Origin of the sequence: Bradyrhizobium ivorense (genome assembly GCF_900696085.1) — a bacterium.
Taxonomy (GTDB): Bacteria; Pseudomonadota; Alphaproteobacteria; order Rhizobiales; family Xanthobacteraceae; genus Bradyrhizobium; species Bradyrhizobium ivorense.
Genome location: NZ_CAADFC020000030.1, coordinates 42,350 through 54,975 on the forward strand (window position 1 = coordinate 42,350; position 12,626 = coordinate 54,975).

The following is a 12,626-nucleotide window of genomic DNA, read 5'->3' on the forward strand; positions in this document are numbered from 1 at the left end:
TCGGATTACCGCTCCGCCACCGCATCGCTCCACGGTTGGAACGGCTCGGTGACGCCGCTGTTGGTGGTGCCGTCGCGCAGCACGAGGCTCGGGCAGGCGAACTTCATCGGCAAATTCTGGATCCGTGCCTCTTCATAGTCGAAGCGGCCGCGCAGCGCCTCACGCACGGCGGCGGGCAGGCGGACATCGCCGATCACCACCGCGCCCTCGCTGGCGTCGATCCGCGGCTGATGGATCGCAGCGTCGAGGTCCATGCCGAAATCCATCACGAAGGACAAAAGCTGCGACACCGCGGGCAGAATGCGGCGGCCACCGGATGCGCCGGCGGCGACGCGCCGTCCGTCGGCGGCCTCGGCCACGACGGGCGTATAGTTGGTCAGGCAGCGCTTGCCGCCGGCGAGCGAGTTCGGGTTGCCCGGCGTCGGGTCGAACCACATGATGCCGTTGTTCATGGTGAGCCCGGTGCTCGGCGTCACGAATTTCGAGCCGAAGGTCGACAGCAGCGTCTGCGTCACCGCGGCCATGTTGCCGTCGCGGTCGACCGCGGAGAAATGCGTGGTGCAGCTCGGCGCGATCGCCTCGGCTCCGAGCGAACGGCGGCCGTCGACGTCGCCCATGTCCTTCAGTCGCTCGCGATAGGCCGCCTGCAGCGCCTCGACATAGGCCGTGTAGGCCGCGGTATCGGGACCGCCCTGCGAGGGTGCGAACGCTTTCTGCAGCAGCCCGAGCGTCCGCGCCATGGTCGGGCCCGCGGTCAGTTCCGGCGTCGCGTAAACCGTGCCGCCGCGATAGGGGATTTTCAGCGGCTCGCGCAGATGGGCGCGGAACGCGGCGAGGTCGCGCACCGACAGCGCGCCGCCGGCGGCCTGGATGTCGTCGGCGATCGAGCGCGCCAGATCGCCCTCGTAGAAGTCGCGCGCGCCGGCGGCGGCGAGCTGCGCCATCGTCGCCTTCAGCCTGCCCTGCGGCATCCGCACCGCCGATTTGATGCCCCATTGCGCATTCGGCGGCAGGCCGTCCTGCAGATAGGCCGCGGCGCTGGCCGGATAGCGCCGGAGATCGGCGGCCGAGCTCGCGATCATCGCGGTGGTCCACCAATCGACCAGCAGGCCTTCGCCGGCGAGCTTCACGCTCGGCGCCAGCAAATCCTTCCACGGCAATTTCGCATGGCGGCGATGCGCCTCCTCCATACCGGCGACGACGCCGGGCACCGCGATCGATCCGGGTCCGTGCAGGTTGCGGTCATCCTTGACCCGCGCCCAGGGGAAGATGTCGGAGGCTACACCGCTGGCGCTCAACGGGTAGTCTTCGATACGCAGGCTGTCGGGCGCGCGCATCCCGTAGTCGATCACCTCGACGCGGTTCTCGCGGGCGCGGTACAGCACCATGGCGCCGCCGCCGCCGGCGCCGCTCATCCAGGGTTCCAGCACGCCAAGCGCAAAGGTGGTGGCGATCACGGCGTCGACGCAATCGCCGCCTGCCGCCAAAACCTCGGCGCCGACCTCGGCGGCCTTGCGCGATTGCGCGGCGACGATGCCGCCCTTGGAACTGATGGCGGGTTTGCGGATCACTTGCGAGTTGGAGAACTGGTCGGACATGGCACTGCTTCCTGGCGTTGCATTCGCCGTTCTTGTTGCGGTTGGCGTTGGCGTAGCATGCCAAGCATGGCACAGTCAGTGCAACAACAAGCCTATTCCGGGGAGAGGAAAATGACCGGTGTGAAGCGCGGGCGGGACGGCAAGGTCGGCATTCTGACGCTGAACGATCCCGCCAGCCTGAACGCGATGACGCCGGACCTGCTCGGCGATCTCGCAATGGCGATCGGCGAGATGACGGGCGACGCCGGGATCCGCGCGCTGGTCGTAACCGGGGAGGGCCGCGGCTTCTGCTCGGGGCAGAATTTGAAGGCGGTCAATTCGCTCGGCGACAACCTTTATGCCGGGGTCATGCAGCATTACTGGCCGGCGATGCAGGCGATGCGCGAATGCCGCGTGCCGGTCGTGGTCGCGGTCAACGGCGTCGCGGCCGGCGGCGGCTTCAGCCTCGCGATGTCCGGCGACATTATTCTTGCTGCGCGCTCGGCGAGTTTCATCCAGGTGTTCAGCCGAATCGCGCTGGTGCCCGACCTCGGTTCAACCTGGCTGCTGCCGCGCCTGATCGGTCGGCAGCGCGCGCTCGAACTGATGCTGCTGAACGAGCCACTGTCGGCGGAGCGGGCGAAGGAGTGGGGGCTGGTCCGCGAGGTCGTCGACGACGCAAAGCTGCTCGAGGCGGCGAAGGCATTGGCGCAGCGCCTTGCCGACGGGCCGACCCGGGCGCTGGTGGCGACGCGACAATTGCTCGAGGAGAGCGAGCACGCGAGCTACGAGGCCCAGTTCCGCCGCGAGCTCGAGGTGCAGTCGGTGATCCGCACGGGCGAGGACGCGCAGGAAGGCCGCAAGGCCTTCGTCGAGAAACGCAAGGCGCAGTTCACCGGACGCTAGACCGTGATGTCAGGTGCGTCAGCCGATCGCGATCGCCACCTTGCCGAAATGCGCGCCGCTCGCCATGTGCGCGAACGCGTCCTTGACCTGGTCGAAGGCAAACACCTTGTCGATGACAGGCTTGACGCCGTGCATCGCGATGCCGTCGCACAGCGCCTGCAAATCCTCGATCGAGCCGACGGTGACGCCCTGCAGCCGCTGCTGCTGCATCACCATCAGCGGCAGCCGCGTGTCGGCGGTGGCGGGGCCGGCCAGCACGCCGATGAAGGCAATGGTGCCGCCGATTCTGGTGGCGCGGATCGACTCGTTCAGCGTGCCGACGCCGCCGACCTCGACCACGAGATCGACGCCGCGCCCGGTCAGTTCGCGCGCCTTCTTGCCCCAGTCCGGCGTGGTCTTGTAGTTCAGCGTCACGTCGGCGCCGAGCTGCTTCAGCCGTGCGATCTTGGCGTCGCTGGACGAGGTGGCGATCACCCGCGCGCCGCACATCTTTGCGAATTGCAGCGCGAACAGCGAGACGCCGCCAGTGCCCTGGGTCAGCACGGTCTGCCCGGGCTTCACATTGCCGAGCTTGACCACCGCGCTCCAGGCGGTGAGGCCGGCGCATGGCAGCGCCGCGGCCTCGACGTCGGACAGATGGGCGGGCGTGCGCACCAGCGCGTGGGCGGGAAATACCCGGTACTCGGTCAGGACGCCGTCGACGCTGCCGCCGAGCGCGGCGCGCATCGTAGCCTCGCTCGGCTCGCCGCCAAACCAGTTCTCGAAGAAGCTGCCGATCACGCGGTCGCCTGGAACAAAACTCCTGACACCGGCGCCGACAGCTTCGACCACGCCGGCGCCGTCGGAGACCGGCACCAGCGGGAACTTTTGCCGCGAGCCGTAGCCGCCCTTGACCGTCAGCAGATCGCGGTAGTTCAGCGTCGCCGCCTTCAGCCGCACCAGCACTTCGCCGGGGCCGGCCTGCGGAACCGGCTTGTCGACCAGCGCCAGCGCGTCGACGCCTTCAGGACCCTGCAACTCGTAGCACTTCAAGGGACGCCTCCTGCGAACGGTTGTTGTCATGGGCGGCGCTTCCCGCGTCGCTGGGCATGCCTTGAGCATATGTCAGGCGGGCGGCGGCTGACCATCATGGATGACATGGCGCGCGGAATGGCGCCCATGCCGGAACCGGCGGCGAGGTCGCAGAGCGGGAGGTAAACATGGCTGGCTTGCTTGAGACGCGACCCGCCCTGACCGGTATTCTCATGCGCCGGATGGCTCTGCTCGCCGTCAGCTTGATCTGGTGCAGCGGCGCGATGGCTGCGGCCGACGATCTGTACCGCGCGCAGACCGTCGTAACCGGCCAGGGCGAGCCGAACCGCATCATCGGTTTCGGCGCCTGCCTGGAGGACGTGCTGATCAAGGTCTCCGGTCAACCCGCGCTCGCCGGCGATCGCCGGCTTGCGGCGTACAAGGCGAGGGCGAAGGAGGCGGTCAGCAATTTCAGCTATCACGACCAGTTCGCCGGCAAGCCGCACCGCGACGAGCAGGGCACCCGCGACCGGCCCTATGACCTGACGGTGGATTTCGACGACAGGAAGATCGACGGCATTCTGGGCGAGCTCGGCCTCAAGCCGTGGCGATCGCAGCGGCCCGTGCTCGGCGTCTTCGTCGAAATGCAGAACGGCTCGAAGGATTTTGTGGTCACCGCCGATGGCGCGCAATCCGACCCGCAGCGCGACGCGCTGTCGGCGGCGGCCGACAAGCGCGGCATGCGCGTGGTGCTGCCGGAGGCAGCCGCGCTGGCGCGCGCGAATGTCGGCGCAGCCGACCTCCTCAAGATACCGCAGGCGAAACTGATACCGATCGTCGCCCCCGGGGGCGGTGAGGTCGCGCTGGTCGGTCGGCTGGCTTGGGACGATAAGGATCTCGGCTGGGCGACGCGCTGGCAAATGGCCTGGCACGGCAAGGACTACAAATGGCAGTTTCGCGGCATTAGCTTCGACGAGGCCTTCCGCCGCGCCGTCGGCGGCGCCGCGCAGGTGTTGTCAGGCAATGGCGACCCGGCGCGAGCGAAATGAACCCGCATGCCAACGCTTCAATCAGGACGGGAACCGCGGATGCCGTACCGGCCAAACTTTGTTTCCACCTGTGGCTGAACTGGATGTTGCATCTCCGCGTCCCCGGCGATTGCAAGATTTAGGCTTGCAGAAAAGCGCGACCCGATTGACTTATGCCGTGATCAGGAATTGGATAGCGCCGTATTTTTGAGAAGGTGATTTTTGCCCATGTCAACCACAGGTATAGTCGCAATTGTGACAAGGGTATTTCCGGAAGGACATTTCCGCCTACCAGCAACCGTCCCGCCCGCACCAACCTCCCCCGCAACAGCGTCCGTTGCGCGTCGCCTCACCCAAGACATCGGCTAGGGTGACATCATGTGGAAGAGTGAGAAGGTCAGGCATCGCGAACGCAGGGTCGCGGCGCTTCGCTCGGTTCGCCCGCTGTCATCGCCCGTTCCATCGGGCAAGAACATTCCCACGCCCGACGCCATCGCCGACTTCACGGCGCAGATCGAGGGCACTGTGGTCTTGCCGACCGACCCGAATTATCAAGCGGCGCGGCAGGTCTTCACCCACGAATTCCAGGTCTTTCCCCAACTCATCGTCTATTGCGAGGTGTTCGACGACGTCAGGCATTGCCTGAAGTTCGCGCAGGACCAGGGGCTCTGGGCCGTCACCCGGTCCGGAGGGCACAGCACCGCCGGATATTCGGTCAGCTACGACATGGTGATCGACCTCAGCCGGATGAGCTACGTCGTGGTCGATGCGGCGGCAAAGCGCGCGGTGATCGGCGCCGGCGCGACGTTCGGACATATCAACGCGGTGCTCAACGGCTACCAGCTGCACATGCCGGGCGGCGCCTGCGAGGACGTCGCCATCGCCGGCTACATGCAGGGCGGCGGCTACGGCTTTACCTCCCGAGAATACGGGATGAATTGCGACAATGTGATCGATGCGACCGTCATGCTCGCCGACGGCAGCATCGTCCTCGCCAGCGAATCCGTGAACAGCGACCTGTTCTGGGCCATCAGAGGCGGCACCGGCAATAATTTCGGGGTGTTGCTGCAGGCGACCTACCAGTTGCACAAGCTCTGGAAGATCTGGGGCTTTGGTCTGCTATGGCCGATCGAGGATGCGCCGGCCGCGCTCGTCGAGTTGCAGAACAACTACATGACCTCGGGCGCCGTCGACCAGCTCGGCTACATGGTGATCGTCACCGCCCAGCAGGGCAAGAACGTCATGCTGATGCGCGGCACCTATCACGGCAGCCGCGACGACGGCATGAAGGCGCTGGCTTCGCTGCTGGCGACCAAGGGCGTCGAGCTGCAGGTCGACATGGTCGACCACACCTATCTGGAGGTGAACCGCTACATCGTCGACAAGCCGTTTCCTATCCCCGATGTGCCGATGACAGTGATGGAAGACAAGCAGAGCGCCTATGTCGCGCGGCCGCTCAGTCTCGACGATTGGAAGAAGGTCATGCAGCGGTTCGGCGAGTCGCCGTCGCCGTGGAGCTGGTTCGTGATCGAGCCCTATGGCGGCGCGATCAACCGCAAACCGAAGGGCTCCAACGCCTTCATCCATCGCGACGTCCTGATGAACACGTTCTTCGGCCTGTTCTGGCGGACGCCGGATGAACGCGAGCCGTTCGAGCAGTTCCTTGACGATTTCATGAAGATGTACGCGCCGTACGGCAACGGCCATTCGTACCAGAACTACCCGCGCCGCGAGCAGAAGGATTTTGCGAAGGCCTATTGGGGTGACTACTACTGGTTCCTGGTCAAGATCAAGGCCAAGTACGATCCCGACGGCTTCTTCCACTATCAGCAGGGCGTCGCGCTGACGAACGGGGGCGCTGCGCCGCCGGTGCCGCCACCTTTGTCGGCCCCGATCGACGGGCCCATCGTGCGCGAGCCTTATTAGCTATCGCTTGTTGGGGAGGACTGCGTGGACCGTGTCGTCGAGATGTACTTCCTGCCCCCGATCGCGGTCGCCCGCGTCGGCGGCAGCGATACTCCGCTGGAAGCCTTCGTCTGGGACACCGACATATCGACGCATGGCGCGCATCAGACCGTCATCAAGCCGGCCGTCACGCTGAAGGTCGCCGCCGACGGATCGGTTGAACCGTACATTCCCAATGAAATCAGATTCCGCGACGGCGACCAGCTTCGGCCGGCCGCACCCTTCTTCGAGCTGTGGCTGAAGATCCAGTCGGGACCGGATGGCGAGACCCGTGACGAGCCGGCGACGCCGTCCTTGCTGGCGCATCTGGGTGTCTCGACCAAGAATCTGCTGTTCAAGGTCGCGGTCGGCAACTGCAAGGCGGAGCGGCGGACGCGGTCGCCGGCCTGCTCCTTCATTGCGCGGCTCGAGGTCCGCGGCACCGACCACGGGCGCAAGCCGCTGCATGCCGTCAGCCCGTATACCTCGGGCGAGACACCGCTGGTGGCTTCGGATCGCCCGATCCCGCTCGGCAGCTTTCAGGTGATGAAGCCTGCGGCGGGGAGCGGGGCGGAAGTGACGCGGATGGGTGTGGACCTGTCGCAGATCCGCGTCCGTTTCACGCCGGCGCGCGGCGAGGTTTACGGGCCGCCCGAGGCGATCGCGGGCCCGTCGTCGCCGGTCCAGCCCGGCGAGATCGTCCCGGCCGCGGCGCTGCCCGGGAAGATTTACGAGATCGTGCCGGAGCGAAACCGGATCCTCAATTCCGAGACACCGTGGTCGACCTACATCATGGATGAGAAGGGACAGACCGATCCGCAGCCGTGCGATTCCTACGACGGCGCCGACGTCGGGAACTGGCAATCCTGGGGCGTGGTCGATGACACTTGCGATGGAACGATCACCGCCGAGCTCGCGATCCGCGGCGTGCGCTTCGTCGCCAATGCAAGGGTGCTGTCCGGCGTGCCGGATTTCGCGCCTGATAGACGTCCCTTCGTCTCGCTGGCGGGCGACCTTGCCGACCGCCAGTTGCCGCCGCTCGAGGTGTCCGAGAAAACCCGTCGCGAGACCAGCACCGAGATCGCCGACCTGTTCTCCCGCGTGTTCGAGACAGCGACGCTGATGAACCTCGATGCCCAGCGCTACAAGGCGGTGCTGATCAACACCAACGATCCGCCGCCGCCGAATTATCCGGGGCTGCCGCAGATCGGCGACGGCATGATGACCAGGGACGACGTGCCCTATGTCGATCTCATCCCGGTGGAGCTCGGCTCGAACAAGGTCGAGCAGGAGAGCGACGGCGTGCCGTTCCGGCCGTTGCCCTATACCGATGTCGCCAAGGTTGCGCACGCCCCGTTGACCGATGAGATCTCGCTGCAAGATTTCCTGCGCACCCGCGCGGAGCACGTGCGGCGGCTGGTCCGGCCTCCCTACGGCCGTTTCTGGCAACTCGATCAGGCGCCGGGGAAAGTGCCCAATCCGCTCTTCCGCGATTCCCGCGTGTCGCGCGACAGTCTGCACGACATGCGCATGCCGCCCTTCATGCGCGATTCCGACGAGAACCCGCTGTCATTGACCTGGCGCGATTACGACGCGCTGATGCGGTACATCGCGCTGCTAGAGGCGGAGGACGCCGCGGCGGCGCCCTCCCAGCCGTCGAACGACTGAGGACAGCCATGCACAACGGATCGGGCAAGATTTTTCCACGCAACCTGACCGCCCGGGCTGCCTATCAGGTGCCCGGCAATCCGGTGGTCACGCGTCTCGAGGATGTGGTCGCCAATTGCTATCCCGGCCTCGAGCTCGACGTGCGCAATTTCGATCGCCGGTTCTTCCCGGGCCTCGTCTTCGAGTTCGTCGCCCGGCAGGACAATACCGCCAGCTACAAGGAGCCCAACCGTTACGGGGCGTGGCTGCATTATGTCGACGTCCTGATGGACCCGGATGTGCAGTCCGAAGCGCCCGAGGTCAAGAAGCTGCGGATCGATCTCTTGCTGAACGCCGGCACGCTCGCCGCTCACGATGACTGGTACCTCGAATGGGTGGAGCAGAAGGGCAAGCGGTTGTCGATGCGGCACCACAATCCCGACAATCCGGATTATCCGCTCGATGGCCTCTACGTCTGGCGCCTGCTGCGGGGGCTCGAGCCCGGGCCGTTGACGATCGGGTTGAGGCGGCGCGAGGGGGACGACAGCGAGATCGTGCTCGAGGGGTGGCGGCGGAATTTCGTCGATCCCGTCACCGGCGTGATCAGCGGCGCCTACCAGCCCGGCGAATTGCTGCAAAGCCTGTGCTCGCCCTGGCAGCACGATTTCCGTGACTGCTCGTGCATGTACTGGGCCGCCAACCATCCCGACGTGGTGTTCCAGGAGCTCGGACCGGACGACGAGAAGCTGCCGAACGGCCAGGCCGCTGATCCGCTGCTGGCCAATCTGAGGGTCGACTGGCTGCGCTCCGATCGCTCACGCGACGCCACGGCGGCGGCCGAAAACACCATCGCCAAGAACCGCCCCTACCAGTTCGACCATTTCCAGATCAATCAGGAATGGCAGCGCCTCAACGTCGTGGTGCGCGACCAGGAAATCGATCAGGTCTACGCGCCGCCGCCCGACAAGGACAAGGCCGAGCCCTTCGACACCCCGGAACAGCTCGCCAAGGAATTGCGTGAGAAACTCGGCCCGATGGAAATGGCGCTCGCGCTCGAATATGTCTATGCGCGCTTCTCGCTGCTGTCGCCCGAGCAGGCCGACCATTCGGGATGGCCGACGATGCGCGACGACGTCGCCTTCATTCGCGGCGTGCTGATGATCATCGCGTCCTGCGAGATGCAGCATCTGCGCTGGGTCAACGAGCTGTTGTGGATCCTGCACAATGCCAAGCTGATATCCTCCTACGCGCCGGTCCTGCATCCCGCGAAGACCTTGCCCGACGGCAAGCGCGGCTGGCGCAACGCCGTGCTGTCTCCCCTCACGCCCGATACATTGACACGCTTCATCGATATCGAGCGGCCCAGCGGCGTGCTTGATGGCGCTTATGCGCGTGTCATCGCGACCCTGCGTCTGCCGATCTATCCCAAACTCGCAATCGAGCTCGCCGAGCGCATCGACAGTGACGGCATCGATCACTACAGCAAGTTCTGCGAGGTGGAGGTCGCGTTGAAGACCTATCGCGGGGCCAACCCCGCGCTGCCCTACCTGCGCGAGATCGCGGTCGGAACGCCCAACGAGGCGAAGGACGCGCTGAAGGTCTATCACGAGATCCTGCGGCTGCTCGGCAACGGGTACACGGACTACGCGAGAGACCAACTGGAGGAAGGCGCACCGTTTGTCATGGCCGCGCGGGCCAAGATGAACGAGCTTCTCACGGTCGGTGAGGCGCTCGCGCTGCGCGGCATCGGCATCCCGTTCTGGTAGCCGACATGATCAACGCCAGTCTCTCCGTTGCATCGGCCGACGTCCATCTGTTCGACACCGAGTTTGGGCCGCACGCGCTGCTGGCCGACGCCTCGCAGATCTTCGCGCTCGATGCGCAGAGCCGGGACGAGCTGGCGCGGGCGGCGGGGCTGGGTCGTGAGGCCGTGCGTGCGGTGATCGGGCTGTCGCGGCCGCTGGCTTCGGCCATGGAGGCGCCGCGCGATCCGCCGCTGCGGTCGCTGTCGCTCGCGGTGGCGCAGGCCTGCAATCTCGGCTGCTCCTATTGCTACGCGCAGGAAGGAAGTTTCGGCGGCAAGGCCAGGGACATGGCGTGGCGCACCGCCGAGGCCGCGGTGCGCCGGCTGTTCGCAGATGCCGCGGCGGGCGACAGGCTCCACATCTCGTTCCTCGGCGGCGAGCCGCTCGCGGCGCGCGAGGTGCTGCGCGACGCGACCGATCTCGCCGTCGCGCTGGCGCAGGAGAAGGGCGCGACCGCCGCGTTCTCGATCACGACCAACGGCACCCTGCTGCGGCCGGACGACGGCGAGTTCTTCGAGCGTCACGGATTTTCCGTGACGGTCAGCCTCGACGGCATCGGCGCGGTCCACGACCGGTTGCGGCCGTTCAAGAACGGCCGCGGCAGCTACGCGCGCGCGATCGAGAACGTGCTGCCGTTGCTCGCGATGCGCCGCCGCATGCAGATTTCGGCGCGGGTCACCGTGACGCCCGATAACCTCGATCTGCGCGAGACGCTGGACGGTTTCGCCGATCTCGGCTTCGCCAGCGTCGGATTCTCTCCTGTGCTGCGGTCGCCGACCGGCAGGAGCGAGTTGAGCGAGCCCGACTTCGAGGTTCTGCTCGGGCAGATGATTACCTGCGGGCGCGAGTTCGAGCGCCGGATCGCGCAAGGCCGGCCGTATCCCTTTGCCAACATGCACAGCGCGATGCGCGAGATCCATCGCGGCACCCATCGTCCCTATCCCTGCGGCGCCGGCGCCGGCTATTTCGGCGTCTCGGCCGAGGGCGGCATGTTCGCCTGCCATCGTTTCGTCGATGACGAGGCCGGCGCGATGGGGCATGTCGAGACCGGCGTCGACCGCGCGCGGCAACGGCAATGGCTCGAAGAGCGTCTGGTCGACCGGCAGGAGCCGTGCCGTTCCTGCTGGGCGCGCTATCTCTGCGGCGGCGGCTGTCATCACGAGGTGATCGCCCGCGGCCGGCCGGCCTGCGATTATATCAGGGGGTGGCTGGAGTATTGCCTGCAGGCCTATGTGCGGCTGTCGGTGCTCCGTCCTGACTATTTCGACGGCCGGACTGCGCCTGACGCCACCGCCTTGTCATGAGCCGCGTTACGACCGCCGAGGTCTGCGTGATCGGCGGCGGGCCGGCCGGCGCGGCGTTCGCGGTGCGGCTGGCGCGGCTCGGCCACGACGTGGTCGTGATCGAGCGGAGCGCATTTCCGCGCCCGCGCATCGGTGAGGCGCTGGCGCCGTCGATCTGGACCGTCCTCGACCTGTTGAATATCCGCGATGAGGTCGCGCAGGCCGGCTTTGTGCGGGTCGAAATATCGATCCTGCGCTGGGCCGGCGGCGTCGACGAAAACGTATCGCCGCCGCCGGGGCATTTCGGCCTGATGGTCGATCGCGGCCGCTTCGACGCCATTCTGCTCCAGGCTGCTCGGAAGGCGGGCGCCCGCGTGCTGCAGCCGGCGCGGGCCAGGGCACCGCGCGCACGTCCCGGCGGCTGGACTATTCCAGTCGAGAGCGCAGCCGGTGAGTTGCTCGTGGAAGCGCGTTTCCTCGTCGATGCCGCGGGGCACTATTCCAACATCCGCAAGACCGAGCCGTTGGCGGGGCCGTCGACGGTGGCGCTGTCAGGGCATTGGCGCAATACACGGCTCGCCCCCGGCCCCAACCGGATCGAGGCAGGCAACAGCTGCTGGTACTGGGGCGCGCCGCGACCGGACGGCGCGTTTTGCGCGATGGTCTTCGTCGATGCCGCACAATGCAGCGGCCGCCGCCGGCGCGAGATCGAAGCCGACTATCGGGACCGGCTAACGGAGTCAGGCCTGCTGCGGGATTGCCTGCACGGCACGCTGGACGACGGCGTCCGGCTCCACGATGCGACACCGCACCAGAGTGCCGTGTGCGTGACGGAGAATTCGATCAGGATCGGCGAGGCGAGCTTTTCGCTGGATCCGCTGTCATCGCAGGGCGTGCAGGCGGCGATGAATTCGGGCCTGCAGGCCGCGGTCGTCGTCCACACCATGCTGACACGCGCGGCGAACGCCGAGGCCGCCAAAGCGTTCTATCGCGATGCGCAGAAGGACACCGTCGAGCGCCACCGTGTCGCGGCGGCGCGTCACTACGCGGCGGTCGCGGGCACAACGCCGACGCCGTTCTGGCGCGCGCGGGCAGCCGCACCTGTTGCGGTGCCGCCGATGCCGCTGCCTCCGCCGCCGGCGTTCGCCGGACGGGCGCGCCTCTCGCGCGATGTGCGCATCGCGGATGTTCCGATCGTCGATCGCGACCACGTCACGCTGCGCAAGGGCCTGCACCATCCGGCGCTGGGGCGCCCGTTCGCCTATCTCGACGGGGTTGATGTCGAGACCCTGCTGCAACGCGTCGCGCAGAGCGACAGCCTGGAGATGCTTGGACGCGAGCTCGCGCGCGACACCAGCGGCGAGCGCGGCAGGCGCCTGGTGTCGTGGCTGGTCGAACGCAGGATCCTCGTGGCGTCGGAATGAC

At 66.7% G+C, this 12,626-nt stretch carries 9 protein-coding genes; 7 read left to right on the forward strand and 2 right to left on the reverse strand.

The window, feature by feature from the left end; genetic code table 11:
• Positions 1–5: 5 nt before the first annotated feature.
• Complete coding sequence (locus CI41S_RS36275; protein WP_139863820.1) at positions 6–1,598, reverse strand: gamma-glutamyltransferase family protein; 1,593 nt, start codon at positions 1,596–1,598, stop codon at positions 6–8.
• Positions 1,599–1,709: 111 nt separating this feature from the next.
• Here CI41S_RS36275 and CI41S_RS36280 point away from each other — a divergent pair, with 111 nt between their 5' ends.
• On the forward strand, positions 1,710–2,483 hold the full coding sequence (locus CI41S_RS36280; RefSeq protein WP_139863822.1) for an enoyl-CoA hydratase-related protein: 774 nt from the start codon (positions 1,710–1,712) through the stop codon (positions 2,481–2,483).
• Positions 2,484–2,501: 18 nt separating this feature from the next.
• Here CI41S_RS36280 and CI41S_RS36285 read toward each other — a convergent pair whose 3' ends face one another.
• Complete coding sequence (locus CI41S_RS36285; RefSeq protein ID WP_139863985.1) at positions 2,502–3,515, reverse strand: zinc-dependent alcohol dehydrogenase family protein; 1,014 nt, start codon at positions 3,513–3,515, stop codon at positions 2,502–2,504.
• A gap of 167 nt (positions 3,516–3,682) precedes the next feature.
• On the opposite strand from CI41S_RS36285, the gene CI41S_RS36290 reads away from it, so the two are divergent.
• The 6 genes from CI41S_RS36290 to qhpG all read left to right on the forward strand — a co-directional run bounded on the left by CI41S_RS36290 (position 3,683) and on the right by qhpG (position 12,625).
• Positions 3,683–4,543: a DUF2066 domain-containing protein gene (locus CI41S_RS36290; protein WP_139863824.1), complete on the forward strand. Its 861-nt coding sequence runs from the start codon at positions 3,683–3,685 to the stop codon at positions 4,541–4,543.
• A 357-nt stretch (positions 4,544–4,900) separates the two neighbouring features.
• On the forward strand, positions 4,901–6,448 hold the full coding sequence (locus CI41S_RS36295; protein ID WP_139863826.1) for an FAD-binding oxidoreductase: 1,548 nt from the start codon (positions 4,901–4,903) through the stop codon (positions 6,446–6,448).
• Positions 6,449–6,472: 24 nt separating this feature from the next.
• Positions 6,473–8,134, forward strand: a complete 1,662-nt coding sequence (locus CI41S_RS36300; protein WP_139863828.1) for a hypothetical protein — start codon at positions 6,473–6,475, stop codon at positions 8,132–8,134.
• Positions 8,135–8,142: 8 nt separating this feature from the next.
• On the forward strand, positions 8,143–9,879 hold the full coding sequence (locus CI41S_RS36305) for a ferritin-like domain-containing protein (RefSeq protein WP_139863830.1): 1,737 nt from the start codon (positions 8,143–8,145) through the stop codon (positions 9,877–9,879).
• Between the two features lie 5 nt (positions 9,880–9,884).
• Positions 9,885–11,222: a radical SAM/SPASM domain-containing protein gene (locus tag CI41S_RS36310; protein ID WP_139863832.1), complete on the forward strand. Its 1,338-nt coding sequence runs from the start codon at positions 9,885–9,887 to the stop codon at positions 11,220–11,222.
• Complete coding sequence (gene qhpG, locus CI41S_RS36315; protein WP_139863834.1) at positions 11,219–12,625, forward strand: flavin-dependent monooxygenase QhpG; 1,407 nt, start codon at positions 11,219–11,221, stop codon at positions 12,623–12,625. The genes CI41S_RS36310 and qhpG overlap by 4 nt, the downstream gene beginning before the upstream one ends.
• Position 12,626 lies beyond the last annotated feature (1 nt).